The following is a 15,074-nucleotide window of genomic DNA, read 5'->3' as shown; positions in this document are numbered from 1 at the left end:
TCGCAGGCAATGCCTGTCATCACGGTACCCGTATCAGGATTCCTCTTCCGATCCGCCCGTGCGGTCAGACAACGACCACACGAAACGCTGCGAGGCCCTCGATGGTCAGGTCCATTACATCGCCCCTTTCGACCGGGCCGACGCCGGCGGGCGTGCCGGAGAGGATCACGTCGCCGGCGGCGAGCGTGAAATAGTCCGACAGATAGGCGATCATCTCCGGCACCTTCCAGATCATCCGGTTGAGATCGCCTTGCTGGCGGAGCGCGCCATTGACCTTGAGTTCGATACGACCGCTGTCCGGATGGCCGACCGAGGAGGCCGGCTCAAGCAGTCCGATCGGGGCGGAGCGCTCGAACGCCTTGCCGATCTCCCAGGGCCGGCCCATCTTTTTCGCCTCGCCCTGCAGGTCGCGTCGCGTCATGTCGAGGGCCGGCGCGTAGCCGAAAACATGCCCCAGCGCATCGGGTACGGAGATGTTGGTTCCGCCGGATTTCAGCGCCACGGCGAGTTCCGCCTCGTGATGGACATCCGACGTTTTCGGCGGATAGGGAAACTCGCCCGATGCGTCGAGATTGTCCGGGTTCTTCTGGAAGAAGAAGGGCGGCTCCCGGTCCGGATCGTGGCCCATCTCGACCGCGTGGGCGGCGTAGTTGCGCCCGATGCAATAGACACGCCGCACCGGAAAGCGGCCGCCGCCGGCGACCGGGATCGAAACCGGTTCGGGCGGTGCCATCACGAAATTGGACATGAGAACCTCCTCGATTATCTCGAATCCGCTTCGACATATTGAGATCGTTGCATTAAATCAAATGCACCGGGCGACGACGCAAGAGAAACAAAGACATGACGGATACCATAAGGGCGCTGCTTGCAGGCCATGAAGAAGATCTTCCCGCCATTGGCGGGCCGGACCGGGACTGGCTGACTTACGGCGCCCTGCGCGGCCTTGCGCTTGATGTGACGGAGGCGCTGCGCAGCATGGGTATCGCCGTGACGGACCGTATTGCGATCGTGCTTCCCAACGGTCCCGAAATGGCAACGGCCTTCGTGACCGTGGCACAGGCGGCTGTCACTGCACCGCTCAACCCTGCCTACCGCACCGACGAGTTCGCCTTTTATCTCGAGGACCTGAAAGCCCGCGCCATCATCCTGCCGGACGGATTTGAGGGGCCGGCGCTGGACGCGGCGAACCGGCTCGGTGTCGCCGTCCTGCGGCTGAAAACGGATGCCGGCAAACCGGCCGGATGGTTTTCGCTTGCCGCTGACGCGCCGCCGGGCCCGCTGGCCGCCGGCACACAACCGGATGCCGATGACGTGGCACTGATCCTGCACACGTCCGGCACAACATCGCGGCCGAAGATCGTGCCGCTGCTGCAGTCCAATGTCGCGGCTTCCGCCGATCACATCCGCACATCGCTGGCGCTGACACCGCAGGACCGCTGCCTGAACGTCATGCCGCTGTTTCACATCCACGGGCTGATCGCTGCGGTGACGGCATCGCTCGCCGCCGGCGCGTCGATCTGGTGCGCCTCGGGGTTCGATGCACTGCGTTTCTTCGGCTGGATGCGGGACGCGAGACCCACCTGGTACACGGCCGTTCCGACCATGCATCAGGCGATCCTTTCGCGCGCGGGGCGTAATGCCGATATCATCGCGGCGACCGGGCTACGGTTCCTGCGCTCGTCGTCGGCATCGCTTCCCGCACAGGTGATGCTGACGCTGGCGGAGACCTTCAAGGCGCCGGTCATAGAGGCTTACGGCATGACCGAGGCGGCTCATCAGATGGCGAGCAACCCGCTGCCGCCACGCGCCCAGAAACCCGGCTCCGTGGGTATCGAAGCAGGGCCGTTCGTGCGCATCGCCGACGAAAGCGACGACCGGCTGATTGACGGCATCGGCGAAGTGGTCATCTCCGGTCCTAATGTCACGCCCGGCTACGAGAACAATGACGAGGCAAACGCGAAGAGCTTCTTTTCCGCCGAGGGCCGCCGGTGGTTCCGGACCGGCGACAATGGCTCCTTTGACGATGAGGGCTATCTGACGCTGACCGGCCGGCTGAAGGAGATCATCAATCGCGGCGGCGAGAAGATCAGCCCGCTGGAAGTCGACGGCGTCCTGATGGACCATCCGGCGGTGGCGCAGGTGGTCACCTTCGCCCTGCCGCATCCCAAGCTCGGTGAAGAGGTTGCCGCTGCCGTCGTGCTGCACGAGGGCGGAAACGCCGACGAGCGCGCCATCCGTGATTTCGCGTCGACGCGCATGGCCGATTTCAAGGTGCCGCGCAAAGTGGTCATACTGGACGAGATTCCGAAGGGCGCGACGGGCAAGCTGCAACGCATCGGCCTTGCACAGAAGCTCGGCCTGGCCGATCCTGCGTGACAATGTCCGGGGGATCAGTTCGATGAAGATCTGCATATTCGGAGCCGGCGCGATCGGCGGCTATCTGGGCGCCAAACTCGCCAGGGCCGGAGCCGATGTCAGCCTCGTGGCGCGCGGACCGCACCTCGCGGCGATGCGCGATCGTGGCCTGACCCTCATTGAAGACGGGGAACGTTTGGCGGTCCCCGTCAGCGTCAGCGACGATCCGGCGGCGCTCGGCCCGCAGGACTATGTCATCGTCACGCTCAAAGCCCATTCCGTGCCGCCGGCGGTGAATGCGATGCAGCCGCTGATCGGCGAGAACACCACCATTGTCAGCGGTGTCAATGGCGTGCCCTGGTGGTATTTCCACAAGATCGGCGGGCCGCTGGAAGGAACGCGACTGGAAAGCGTCGATCCCGGCAACCGGCAGTGGGACGGCTTTGGCCCGGACCGCGTGCTCGGCTGTGTTGTCTATCCGGCGGCAGAGGTTGTCGAACCCGGCACCGTCCGGCATATCGAGGGAAACCGGTTTTCGCTGGGCGAACCGGACGGATCGAAATCGGACCGCGCGCTGACGCTTTCCAAGGCATTGAGCGGCGCCGGGCTCAAAGCGCCGGTGCGCCCAAAGCTGCGCGACGAGATCTGGGTCAAGCTTTGGGGCAACCTTTCCTTCAATCCGATTTCGGCGCTGACGCACGCCACGCTGGACGTGCTTTGCACGGACCCCGGAACGCGAAGTGTCGCACGCAACATGATGCTCGAAGCGCAGGCGATCGCGGAAAAGCTCGGGGTGACTTTTCCCATCGATGTCGAACGCCGCATAGACGGTGGCGCCGCCGTCGGCCCGCATCGCACCTCCATGCTGCAGGACCTGGATGCCGGTCGGCCGATGGAAATCGACGCTCTTGTCCGCTCCGTCCAGGAACTCGGCCGCATCACCGATACGCCGACGCCGACGATCGACACCGTGCTGGCGCTGATCGCGCTGCGCGGGCGCACCGCGGGGCTCTACGGGTAACGCCCGCTTGCGGGAGACGCGCCCGCTATCGCTGAATGTAGTCGCGCAGCACCGCCCCGGTGCCGTGTGCCCAGATTCGTTGGAGTGCATCCGCAAATGCGCTCCGGAATGCACCGCTCTCGTGCAGGCCGCCGAATACCGACTCCATTTCGAGAAATGCGGACGGGTCAGAACGGGCGGCGATCGCGCGCTGCTTCAGCATTTCGGCATTTTCATCTTCGACGACGATCTCGCGGCCCTCATCGTCGGTGCCGGCACAAAAACGGGCCCACAAGGCCACCTCGAGCGCCAGGCCCTCGACGGGCAAACCCTTTTCGATCCGTTCGCGAATGGCGGGCAGGATGAATTTCGGCTGGCGATTGGAGCCGTCCAGGCAAAGCCGTGAAACGGTATCGCGCACCGCCGGGTTTGAGAAGCGCTCGACGACAGCGGACAGATAGCCGTTGAAATCGACCCCGTCGATGGGCGGCACCGTGGGGATGATCTCTTCCAGTTCCAGCTTTTCGAGATAGGCGCCAATGAGGGGATGCGCCATGGCTTCATGCGCGTAGGTCAGCCCGAGCAGCGCCGCCGGATAGGCGATCGCACCATGGCCGCCATTGAGGATGCGCAGCTTCATCAGCTCGTAAGGGGCGACATCGTCGACGAACTCGACACCGACCCTCTCCAGCGCCGGGCGGCCGGCCGGAAAATGGTCCTCAAGCACCCATTGGCGGAACGGTTCGCAGGTCACCGGCGCGGCGTCGGCAATGCCGAATGTGTCGCACACCATGGCGCGTTCCCGATCGGATGTCGCGGGCGTGATGCAGTCGACCATACCGTTCGGAAAGGCGACGTTCCGCGCAATCCAGTCGCCGAATTCCGGATCGATCGCCGTCGCCAGGCCGACAACGGCATTGCGGGTCACATCGCCGTTTTCAGGCAGGTTGTCGCAGGACATAAGGGTAAAGGGAGCCAATCCGGCATCTTTGCGGCGCTTGAGGCCGGCGACAAGAATGCCGAACACGGTGCGCGGATCGTCCGCATTTTCAATGTCGCCGCGGATCTGCGGATTGTCCGTGTCGAAACCGCCGGTCTTGGCATCGACGAAATAGCCGCCTTCGGTGATCGTCAGCGAGACGATCCTGATTTCCGGGCGGCAGAGCGCAGATACGATTGCGCCCGCATCCGTGTCGGTGAAATCGATCATCGCGCCGCAGACCCGTGCGCCAAGGCCGTCGGGCGCAAGTTCGATAACCGTGGTCAGGCAATCCTGGGCCTTCAGCCGGTGGCGCATGGCCGCATCGCCCGGCAGAATGCCGGCGCCGATCACAGCCCAGTCGTGATCATGGCCGAGGTCGAACAGCCGGTCGAGATAGACGGCCTGGTGGGCACGGTGAAAATTGCCGACGCCAATATGAAGGATTCCCGGTGTGAGTGCGGAGCGGTCGTAGGCCGGCACCGCCACCTGCGGCGGCAAAGCACTGAGGGTATCCTGGGCAAGCTTTACCGTCATCAGCTCATCCAGTTCCCGCCATCGACATTATAGGTCTGCGCGACGACATATTCGGATTCCGGCCCGGCGAGAAAGAACACCATGCCGATCAGGTCCTGCGCCGAACCCATGCGCCCATAGGGAACAGCTTCGCCAACCAGACGCTTCTTTTCGCCAAGCGGCCGGTTCTCATATTTTGCGAATTTGGCGTCCACATCGTCCCAGTGTTCGCCGTCGACGACACCCGGGGCGATGGCATTGACATTGATTCCGTCGCCGATGAGCGCGAGGCCGGCCGACTGGGTCAGGCTGATGACCGCGGCCTTGGTGGCGCAATAGACCGCGACCAGCGGCTCGCCCCGGCGACCTGCCTGACTTGCCATGTTGATGATCCTGCCGCCGCGACCCCGGGCGATCATTGCCCGTGCGACCGCCTGCATGGTGAACAGGGTGCCTGAGACATTGACGGCAAAGAGCCTGTCATAGCTCTCGCGCGAGATTTCGGTCAGCGGCGCCAGATCGAACAGGGCGGCATTGTTGACCAGTATGTCTATGCCGTCGCCAATCGCATCGGCTTCGGCGACCGCCCGGTCGATGGATTGCTGGTCCGCCACATCGAGCGCAACGGCATGGGTTTTCTTTCCGATTTCCCCGGCCGCCTCGCGTGCGCGCCCGACATCGATGTCGGCGATCACAACATGCGCGCCCTCGCCGGCGAATGCTGCCGCAAAGGTCCTGCCGATCCCGCGCGCAGCGCCTGTGATCAGCACATTCCTGCCCTCAAATCTTCTCATGCGAGCGCCAGCCCGTCGCTGTCGAACCGGTGGATGCGTTCCGGGTCGGGCGTGATATGGGCGCGGTCGCCATGGTTGAGGCCGGCCTCGCCCTGAGCGCGCACGGTCAACGCCCCTATGCCATCGACATGAACATGCAGGAAGGTATCGGACCCGAGATGCTCGGCGACACCGACAGTGCCCTCCCAGGTTCCACCGTCGGTCGACAGGGCGAGATGTTCCGGCCGCACGCCGATCGTGTGGGCACCGTGCTTGCCGGCCTCCTCGCCCTCGATGAAGTTCATTTTCGGCGAACCTATAAAGCCGGCGACAAAGATATTCTGCGGCGAGCGGTACAGCTCCAGCGGCGAGCCGACCTGGGCGATACGCCCAGCATTGAGCACGACGATCTTGTCGGCCATGGTCATGGCCTCGACCTGGTCGTGGGTCACATAGATCATGGTGGTCTTGAGCGACTGGTGCAGCTCGGAAATCTCCAGGCGCATATTGACCCGAAGCGCCGCATCGAGATTGGACAGCGGTTCATCGAAAAGGAATGCCTCGGGCTCGCGAACGATGGCCCGCCCGATGGCAACGCGCTGCCGCTGACCGCCCGACAGCTGACCCGGCCGCCGCTCGAGATAATCGGTGAGATTGAGAATGTCGGCCGCGGCCTCGACCTTGCGGTTGCGTTCGGCCTCGTCGACCTTCGCCATTCGCAGCGGGAAGGCGATGTTCTTGCGCACCGACATGTGCGGGTAGAGCGCATAGGACTGAAACACCATGGCAAGACCGCGCTTGGAGGGCGGCACCTTCGTCGCATCGTTGCCGTCGATTTCGATCATGCCGCTGGTGACATCCTCAAGGCCGGCGATTAGCCGCAGGAGCGTCGACTTTCCGCAACCGGACGGGCCAACGAAGACCACGAACTCGCCATCTTCAATATCGAGATCCAGTGGCGGTATGACTTCCGTTGCTCCGAAGGACTTGGTGACGTGTTTGAGTGCAATCTTTCCCATGACGTACTTCCTATTTCACCGCACCGAATGTCAGGCCGCGCACGAGCTGCTTCTGACTAAACCAGCCGAGAATGAGGATCGGTGCGATCGCCATTGTCGAGGCAGCCGAAAGCTTGGCGTAAAAGAGCCCCTCGGGACTGGAGTAACTTGCAATAAACGCTGTCAGGGGCGCGGCATTGGCGGCTGTCAGATTGAGCGTCCAGAACGCCTCGTTCCATGCCAGGATGAAATTGAGCAGGATTGTCGAGGCGATGCCGGGAACGGCCATGGGCGTGAGCACATAGAGGATTTCCTCGCGCAGGGACGCGCCGTCCATGCGCGCCGCCTCCAGAATTTCCGCGGGAATTTCCCTGAAATAGGTATAGAGCATCCACACGATGATCGGCAGGTTGATCAGCATCAGGACGATGGTCAGCCCGATGCGCGTGTCCAGAAGACCCAGCTGTATGAACAGCAGATAGATCGGATAAAGAACGCCGACCGCCGGCAGCATCTTGGTCGACAGCATCCACAAAAGGACATCCTTGGTCCGCCTGGACGGCACAAAGGCCATCGACCAGGCGGCGGGCACTGCAATGACGATGCCCAACAGCGTCGAGCCGCCGGCGATGAACACCGAGTTCCACAAATAGCGAAGGTAGTCGGAGCGTTCCTGCACAACCGAATAGTTTTCAAGCGTCCAGTCGAAAAACAGGAACAGCGGCGGGTCGTTGATCGCCTGGGCTTCGGTCTTGAAGCTGGTCAGGACCGTCCACAGGATCGGAAAGAAGATCAGCAGGCCGACCAGCCATGCCAATGCCGTGTTGAACGCCTTGCGGTTGTTGGTGACAGCTCGGGCCATGATCTATCTCCTCACGCGTCCAGGTTCTTGCCGACAATGCGCATCAGGAAGAGCGCGACGATGTTGGCCAGGATGATGGCGTAGACGCCGCCGGCCGAGCCGAGGCCGACATTCTGGCTTTCCAGCACGCGCTGGAAGATCAGATAGGTGAGCGTCTTGGTGCCGAACGCGCCGCCGGTCGTGACGAAAATCTCCGCGAAGATCGACAGCAGGAAGATCGTCTGGATCAGGATTACGATGGTGATGGCGCGGCTCAGATGCGGCAGGATGATGAACCAAAAGCGTGCGAGAACCGGCGCACCGTCCATTTCGGCGGCTTCAAGCTGCTCGCTGTCGAGCGACTGGATGGCGGTCAGCAGGATCAGCGTCGCAAAGGGCAGCCACTGCCAGCTGACAATCATGATCAACGACGGCAGGGCCGCCTGACTCAACCATTCCACGGGCGTGCCGCCGAAGGCCTTCCAGAGATAGGCGAGCAGACCGTTGTTGGGGTCCATGAACATGTTCTTCCACACCAGGGCCGAAACCGTTGGCATGACGAAGAACGGCGCGATCACGAGAATGCGGACGATGCCCTGGCCCCACATCGGCTGATCCAGCAGCATGGCCAAAAGGACGCCGAGAACGATGGTGACGACGAGCACACCGCCAACGATAATCAGTGTCGCCTGGATACTCGGCCAGAACGAGCTGGAGCCGACGAAGCGCACATAGTTGGCAAATCCCACCCATTCGAGGCCATTGGCCATCGAGTCGCCCCTGAGCGGAAGATACTTCTTGAAGGAAAAGAACAGCGTCATCGTCAGCGGCACCAGCATCCAAACCAGAAGCAGGAATACAGCGGGCGCCATCATGAAGCGGGCTGCTGTTCGGGAATGCTGGGTCGCCATGACAAACCTCCTGTGTTGGCTGCACAGTGTGACGCCAGTCCAGACGATCGGTAAAGGGTTTTACGGTTTGTTGTCGCCGGAGGGCGGGCAGTGGTCGCGGCGCCGCCCTCCGGTTTCGCTATGGGAGGAGAAGCCTAGCGGTAACCCGCTGCTTCCATAGCGTCGTTGGTCAGGGCCTGCGCCTTGGCCAACGCTTCTTCCACGGATTGCTGGCCTGCATAGGCGGCGGAGAACTCCTGGCTGACTTCCGTGCCGATTCCGGCGAATTCCGGGATCGCGACAAACTGGATGCCCACATAGGGAACCGGCTTGACCGTCGGATTGTTCGGATCGGCGGCCAGGATCGAATCCAGGGTCATCTTGGCGAACGGAATGTCCTTGTAATTCGGGTTCTCATAGAGCGATGTGCGCGCACCGGGCGGCACGTTTGCCCAGCCCTCATTCTCGGCGACCAGCTCGATATAGCCCTTCGAGGTGGCCCATTCGATGAACTCCTTGGCTGCATCGGCCTTCTGCGTGCCTGCCGGGATGGCCAGCGCCCAGGCCCAAAGCCAGTTGGATTTCTTGTCAACGCCTTCGCTGTTCGGCGCCAGTGCGAAGCCGACCTTGTCCGCGACGGTGGAATCGTCGGGATTGGTCACGAAGGACGCGGCAACGGTCGCATCGATCCACATGCCGCATCTGCCCTGCTGGAACAGCGACAGGTTCTCGTTGAAGCCGTTCGTCGCATAGCCCGCGGGGCCGGATTCGTTCATCATGCCGACAAAGAAGTTGAGCGCTTCGGCCCATTCCGGCTGGTCGAACTGCGCATTCCAGTTTTCGTCGAACCAGCGGGCGCCGAAGGAGTTGCCGGTGACCGTGATAAAGGCGCCGCCTTCACCCCAGCCGGCCTTGCCGCGCAGGCAGATGCCGTTGATGTCGTTGTCGCGATCCGTCATGGCCTTGGCGGCCTCGCGGATGAACTGCCAGGTGGGTGCCTCGGGCATTTCCAGACCGGCCTTCTCCATCAGGTCGGTGCGGTACATGATCATGGAGCTCTCGCCATAGAACGGCGCGGCAAAGAGCGTGCCGTCATAGCTCAGACCGGCGCGCATCGCAGGCAGCAGATCGTCGACATCGTATTCGGCGCTCAGATCGTCCAGCGGAACGAGCCAGCCGTTCTTGCCCCAGATCGGCGTCTCGTACATGCCGATTGTCATAATGTCGAAGGCGCCGCCTTTCGTGGTGATGTCCGTCGTGACGCGCTGACGCAACACGTTTTCTTCAAGCGTGACCCACTCAACCTCGTGGCCGGTCTTTTTCGTGAAGTCATCGGTCAGACCCTGCATGCGGATCATGTCGCCATTGTTGACCGTGGCGATGGTCAATGTTTCGGCGAACGCCGTCGATGCCAAAAGGGACAGGGCTGCCGCGCCCAGAAGCGTGCGAGCGGTGTATTCCATGGAACTCCTCCCAGAATTCAATGAGCAATTGCTTGTTTAATGAGCAAATACTCACCAATTGCACTCCGAGAGTCAAGCGCGAAATCGTGTCAGAAACACAATCGTCGTACCCACTGCTCAATAAATGCAGTGAAAACAATAGTTTGTTATCTGACGAAATTTGCCCGCTATTTGAGCAATTGCTCTGCGGTTGCCTCGTTCGTGATCAGACCGTTGATGAGCCGGCCCGTCATGGCGGCCCGGATCGCCTTGACCTTCTGCATACCGGCAGCGATCCCGCACCGCAGATGATCCGGGTCGGCGTGAAGCGGCGCGCTGGTCACCCGGTCATTGGTCAGCCCCTTGATGAGCTCGCCGCTGCTGTCATAAACCCAGCTCGTGATTTCGCCCACGGCGCCGGCCGCGGTGAGTGCGCGTATCTCATCATGGGTGATGAAACCGTCGACCAGCATCGGCGCGGCCTCGCCGATCTCGCCAATGCCGACAAAGGTGACATCCGCCTTCTCGGCGATCTCCAGGATATTCTTGACCGGCTCCTGCTGCTGGAACAGTTCGCGCTCATGGGCGGTGCGGGCGAGCGGCGGCAAGGGCATCGGGAAATGCCGGCAGTTGATACGCTCCGCAAAGCGGATGATGACGTTGTAGGCTGTCGCCGATCCGTCGAGCATCATATTGCCGAGCAGGGAGACCGCCGTGTGATGCGGGCACTCCATCGGACGCAATTGCTCGACGCAGGCGCGCAAGGCGCGCCCGGTGCCGAATGCGATGATCTTCGGCTCCTCGGAACGCAGAAGACGCTCCATCTCCGCGGCGCCCGCCTGGGCGATGCCGGCAATCGAAAACGGCGCCGCCGGATCGCTCGGCACGATCTCGCACATGCGCAAGTCGTATTGGTCGCGGATCATTTGCGCCAGTTCCATGCAGCGCGCGATGGGATGATCAAGCCGGAACTTGATCAACTGCTCGCTGACGGCAAGCGATACCAGCCTTTGTGCGGACTGGCGCGATACGCCCAGCTTGCGGGCGATCTCGTCCTGCGTGTCGCCGACGACGTAGTAAAGCCAGCCGGCGCGCGCCGCATCGTCCAGGCGGGTCGTCTCGCTCTCAGATTTGCCGGCCACGCGTTCCCCTTTCGCTTCCCCGCCGTTTCAGGGCCGGGACCAGATCGTAGAATTCATTCCAGGAACCGAACACCGCGCCATGGCCGTGTCCGGCTACCAGTTCGGAGCGTACGCCATCGAAATGGCTTCCGCCAACATAGCGCAGCACCGTCATGCCGGCGGCGACCGCCGCCTCGACGCCCGGCATGCTGTCCTCGATTACCAGACATGCGGCTGGATCGCAGCCCTCGCGCTCGGCGACATGCAGGAAAAGATCAGGCGCGGGCTTGCCGTTCTCGACCTCCGAGGCCGTGTAGGTGTGGCCCTGGAAATAGCGGTCGAGGCCGACGATCTTCAGCGATCGCTGCACGCGCTCCGGGCTGCTGCTCGTGGCCACGCAATAGGGCACGGCCAACGTGTCAAGAATTGCCGTGATGCCCTCGTTGAGGAACAGATCCTTCTCAAACTGCGCAAGCAGCCTTTTGCGGTATTCGCCTTCGAAACTTGCTGGCAGGTCGAGCTGAAAATCGGTGCGGATCGAGGCGGCGACGGTCGGAAAACTGCGCCCCAGGAAATTGCGCTGCACATGCGCAAGATCGATGTGCAGGCCGTGTTCCTCGAGCAACCGCATCAGCGTTGTGGCGCTGATGATCTCGCTGTCGATCAGCACGCCGTCACAATCGAAGATCACCAGTTCCGGCCGGAAGCGGTCAAGCGAAACGGGATCTTTGCAGGCGTCGATCGACATGCGCAGACCTTAGTCGCAATCCGCCGGCAATCAAGCCACAGGTGCCGCGCGCCGGAAATCATCCTTGCACAGGTCGCAATTCGGCATTGTCCAACCGAGGCCCCGATTGTAACAATCGCGGTTCGGGTTCCAAGCAGGCCAAGCCTGCTGGATTAAAAGGGAACACGGTAGGGACGACCCAAAGCGGGCCCGATCCGTGGCTGCCCTCGCAACTGTAAGCGCGAGCCGCTTCCATGAAGCCACTGGGGAAACCCGGGAAGGCGGAAGACAAGGTGATGAAGCGCGAGCCAGGAGACCTGCCCGAAGCAACCTCGAACAGGTGCCGCGATCCCGGCGGTGCCGTTTATGCACGATGGGTGCAGGAAAGGAACTACCATGCATATCGAACCCGGCGTCGTTACCGGCACCAAACTTGCCCTGAGCTACGCGACCGCAGCGGGCGCTGCCGGTCTGACCCTCAAACTGGCGTTTGACGACATCAGGAACAATGGCGGCTTTTCGTCGCTCGCAATCCGCAGCGTGGCGACGACCGCCCTTGTTTTCTGTTTCTTCGAGATCCTGCCGCACTATCCGGTGGGTGTTTCCGAGGTACACTTCATCCTCGGCGCGACGCTCTATCTGATCTTCGGGGCCGGGCCGGCGGCCATCGGCCTAGCGCTCGGGCTGCTGGCGCAGGGCGTCTTTTTCGCCCCCTTCGACCTGCCGCAATTCGGCATGAACATAACGACGCTGGTGGTGCCGCTGTTCGCCGTCAGCCTGCTTGCCAAGCGCATTGTCCCGGCGCGCACCGCCTACAAGGACGTCTCCTACAAGCAGACGCTGGCGCTTTCGACCGCCTATCAGGGCGGTATCGTATGCTGGGTGGCTTTCTGGGCATTCTACGGCAGCGGCTTCGGCGCGGAAAACCTTTCGCAGGTCGGCACTTTCGGCATCGCCTATCTGACGGTGATCCTGCTGGAGCCTGTCCTTGACCTCGGCATTCTCGCCGTCGCCAAGAATATGGACCGGTTCCAGAACAGTCCGCTGTTCAACCGCCGCCTCTACACTGCATCCGCCTGATCGGACCGGAACGGACCCGGCAAACTGCCGGGTCCGCCGTCGGGTACTTCAATCCGATCAAACTTTGCTCTAGGCTCGCGCGGCAAACCAACCGGGCGAGTCTGACATTTGAGCCGGACGTTCAAAATCGGCAATCGTGAATTGCGGTCCGGCGCTCTTGGCAGCCTGGCTGCGTTCGCGATCGTGCTCGTCTTCCTCTCAAGCCCGCAGATCGTCTCGGACCGGCTCAACCAGCCGGCGCTGGATGCGATCGCATCGGTCTGGCCGGCGCCGGCAAGCGATGCCGTCGCCGTCGTCGACATTGACAGCGAAAGCCTCAAACTCTTCGAGGGCCGGCGCCTTTCGCGCCGGCGTCTTGCCGATCTCGTCGAACAGATCGTTGCGCTACGGCCGGCCGCCATCGCCTTCGATCTGGTGCTCGAGCCGCCGTGCTCGAATTTCGACCCGGATGTGAACCGGCTTGAGCAGGCGCTGCAGGCCGCGCCCGTCACCTCGGGCTTCCTGCTGTCGAGCGACACGACGCCGACGCCGCCGCAGCGCAGCCTGGTTGCGATCGATGCGGATGTACGCCTGCCGGGGGCATGGCTGGCACCGGGCGCAGAAACATCCTGCGCATCGTTTCTGGATGCTGCTTCAGGACTGTCCGCCGCATCGCTGGCCGGCGATTTCGATGCCAGGATCAGAAGAGCCCCGGCCGTCGTCGCCGTTGCCGACCGTCCGTTTCCGGCCCTCGCCGTCGACGCGGTGCGGCTGGCCCGAAAAACCGGCGCCGTGGTGCTCTTCGGCGATCCGCCCCACCTGAGGGTGGGCGAACTGCAAACCCGGCTGGACAATGCCGGAAACGTGCATCTGCGCTTCTCTCCGGCAAGCCGGCAGCAAGCGCGGACCGTTCCCGCGAGCCGTATTCTCGATCAATCCGCCGAAGCGGACACACTGGCCGGCAAGATCGTCTTTGTCGGCTCAAGCGCCGCGGAGCTCGGCGGTTTGCGCCCCATTCCGGGTAACCCGCTGATGCCGTCGGTGCAGATACAGGCCGACTTCGCCACCAACCTTCTGACCGGTTCAAATCCGTTCGTTCCGGGTTGGGCCGGCCAGTTATCGGCGGTGGCGGCCCTGATCCTCGGGATCGGGCTTGCGTTTTTCAGCGCCATGATGCGTCCGGCGGCAGCGGCCGGATCAACATTGGTCATAATCTGCGCCTGGCTGCTTTTCTGTGCGCTGCTCTATCACGTGGCCAATATCATTCTCGGGCCGATGGAACCGGTTCTTGCCATCGCGGCCGGCGCCGTGGTCAGCAGCACCATCCAGTTCTCGGCGGTCAGAAAGGCCGAGTCCGTCGTGCGCCGGCGTTTCGAACAGCGCCTGCCGGGCGCCGTCGTGAAAAAGCTCGTGGCCGAACCTGAACTGCTGAAGCTCGGCGGTGAACAACGGGTCGCGACATCCATGTTCACCGATGTGGAAGGGTTCACCTCGCTGACCGAACGTATCAGCCCGACGGAGATGGTGGGGTTGCTGGACCGCTACTTCGAGGGACTGACCGGCATCATCATCGCCCATAACGGCATGATCGACAAAACCATCGGCGATGGCATCCATGCACTGTTCAATGCGCCGGTCGACCTTCCGGACCACGCGCAGGAGGCCCTCACCTGTGCCCGCGAGATCCTTGCCTTCTCCGAGGAATTCAGGAAGACGGGATTTGCGGGCGAGGCCGGGTTCGGACGCACCCGCATCGGCATCGAGACCGGCGAAGTGGTGCTGGGCGATGTGGGCGTCGCCGACCGGGTCGACTACACGGCCTTCGGATCGTCCGTCAACACGGCGGCGCGGCTGCAGGACGCGAACAAGCGCTACGGCACATCGATCCTTGTCGGCGAAAGGGCGGCCGCGCAGATCAGTGAAACACTCGAGGATATGGGCGACATCGAACTGCGCGGCATCGGCACCATACGGGCCTACGCAATCCGTTCATCTTAGAGCAATTCTGAGTTGGATTGGAGCATTTGATGGAGGAAAATCGGTTCAGTCGGCTAGGCGCGTCGCGCAGCGCGATGTGGTGCATCGGGCAAGCGGCGCAACAACGCCGATGGGCCGATTTTCCCCACCCTCGAAAGGAGAGTAGATGTTGAAGCTTAAAGATGAATGGGCCGGGCAATTTTGGCCCCTGGCGTCGTTGGCTTGTGCTTGTGGTGGGGTAAACACCACGGCGCGCAACCCGCCTGGCCAGTGACCAAAATCGCCACGGTCAAATGATCCAATCCAACTCAGAATTGCTCTAGGTCTAATCGACATTCAGGATTCATTTTTGGTTTGATGTGTGATTCATGGGTATCCAGATTCGATTGTCTG

Annotated in this window: 13 protein-coding genes and 1 riboswitch; of the genes, 4 read left to right on the top strand and 9 right to left on the bottom strand. The window is 62.3% G+C overall.

Going from position 1 to position 15,074, the window contains the following annotated elements; translation table 11 throughout:
- Positions 1–64: 64 nt before the first annotated feature.
- On the bottom strand, positions 65–748 hold the full coding sequence (locus OOZ53_RS18900) for a fumarylacetoacetate hydrolase family protein (protein ID WP_271091267.1): 684 nt from the start codon (positions 746–748) through the stop codon (positions 65–67).
- A 95-nt stretch (positions 749–843) separates the two neighbouring features.
- On the opposite strand from OOZ53_RS18900, the gene OOZ53_RS18895 reads away from it, so the two are divergent.
- Both OOZ53_RS18895 and OOZ53_RS18890 read left to right on the top strand, forming a co-directional pair.
- Positions 844–2,379, top strand: a complete 1,536-nt coding sequence (locus OOZ53_RS18895) for an acyl--CoA ligase (RefSeq protein WP_271091266.1) — start codon at positions 844–846, stop codon at positions 2,377–2,379.
- A gap of 22 nt (positions 2,380–2,401) precedes the next feature.
- The gene (locus tag OOZ53_RS18890) at positions 2,402–3,379 is read left to right on the top strand and encodes a 2-dehydropantoate 2-reductase (RefSeq protein ID WP_271091265.1); all 978 of its coding nucleotides are present in this window, start codon (positions 2,402–2,404) and stop codon (positions 3,377–3,379) included.
- Between the two features lie 25 nt (positions 3,380–3,404).
- On the opposite strand, the gene OOZ53_RS18885 is transcribed toward OOZ53_RS18890, so the two are convergent.
- The 8 genes from OOZ53_RS18885 to OOZ53_RS18850 form a co-directional block, all read right to left on the bottom strand.
- Positions 3,405–4,874 (bottom strand): mannitol dehydrogenase family protein, encoded by a 1,470-nt coding sequence (locus OOZ53_RS18885; protein ID WP_271091264.1) that lies wholly within the window; start codon positions 4,872–4,874, stop codon positions 3,405–3,407.
- On the bottom strand, positions 4,874–5,647 hold the full coding sequence (locus OOZ53_RS18880) for an L-iditol 2-dehydrogenase (RefSeq protein WP_271091263.1): 774 nt from the start codon (positions 5,645–5,647) through the stop codon (positions 4,874–4,876). Before OOZ53_RS18880 ends, OOZ53_RS18885 begins: the two co-directional genes overlap by 1 nt.
- Positions 5,644–6,645, bottom strand: a complete 1,002-nt coding sequence (locus OOZ53_RS18875; protein ID WP_271091262.1) for an ABC transporter ATP-binding protein — start codon at positions 6,643–6,645, stop codon at positions 5,644–5,646. Before OOZ53_RS18875 ends, OOZ53_RS18880 begins: the two co-directional genes overlap by 4 nt.
- A gap of 10 nt (positions 6,646–6,655) precedes the next feature.
- On the bottom strand, positions 6,656–7,486 hold the full coding sequence (locus OOZ53_RS18870) for a carbohydrate ABC transporter permease (protein WP_271091261.1): 831 nt from the start codon (positions 7,484–7,486) through the stop codon (positions 6,656–6,658).
- A gap of 11 nt (positions 7,487–7,497) precedes the next feature.
- Positions 7,498–8,376, bottom strand: a complete 879-nt coding sequence (locus tag OOZ53_RS18865) for a carbohydrate ABC transporter permease (RefSeq protein ID WP_271091260.1) — start codon at positions 8,374–8,376, stop codon at positions 7,498–7,500.
- Positions 8,377–8,510: 134 nt separating this feature from the next.
- Positions 8,511–9,818, bottom strand: coding sequence for an ABC transporter substrate-binding protein (locus tag OOZ53_RS18860; protein WP_271091259.1), 1,308 nt, complete (start codon positions 9,816–9,818; stop codon positions 8,511–8,513).
- A gap of 167 nt (positions 9,819–9,985) precedes the next feature.
- Positions 9,986–10,939, bottom strand: a complete 954-nt coding sequence (locus OOZ53_RS18855) for a sugar-binding transcriptional regulator (RefSeq protein WP_271091258.1) — start codon at positions 10,937–10,939, stop codon at positions 9,986–9,988.
- Positions 10,923–11,666 carry an HAD family hydrolase gene (locus tag OOZ53_RS18850; protein ID WP_271091257.1) on the bottom strand — a complete coding sequence of 248 codons (744 nt, stop codon included), beginning with the start codon at positions 11,664–11,666 and terminating at the stop codon, positions 10,923–10,925. The genes OOZ53_RS18855 and OOZ53_RS18850 overlap by 17 nt, the downstream gene beginning before the upstream one ends.
- A gap of 107 nt (positions 11,667–11,773) precedes the next feature.
- Positions 11,774–11,984, top strand: a riboswitch (cobalamin riboswitch).
- A 57-nt stretch (positions 11,985–12,041) separates the two neighbouring features.
- Between OOZ53_RS18850 and OOZ53_RS18845 the strand changes: the two genes are divergently transcribed.
- A complete protein-coding gene (locus OOZ53_RS18845) occupies positions 12,042–12,725 on the top strand; it encodes an energy-coupling factor ABC transporter permease (RefSeq protein ID WP_271091256.1) in 684 nt (227 codons plus the stop codon).
- Between the two features lie 108 nt (positions 12,726–12,833).
- Positions 12,834–14,702, top strand: coding sequence for a CHASE2 domain-containing protein (locus tag OOZ53_RS18840; protein ID WP_271091255.1), 1,869 nt, complete (start codon positions 12,834–12,836; stop codon positions 14,700–14,702).
- Positions 14,703–15,074: the final 372 nt, after the last annotated feature.

Source organism: Allohoeflea poritis (assembly GCF_027889715.1).
Classification (GTDB): Bacteria; Pseudomonadota; Alphaproteobacteria; order Rhizobiales; family Rhizobiaceae; genus Hoeflea_A; species Hoeflea_A poritis.
This window is presented reverse-complemented; position numbering and strand designations above follow the sequence as displayed.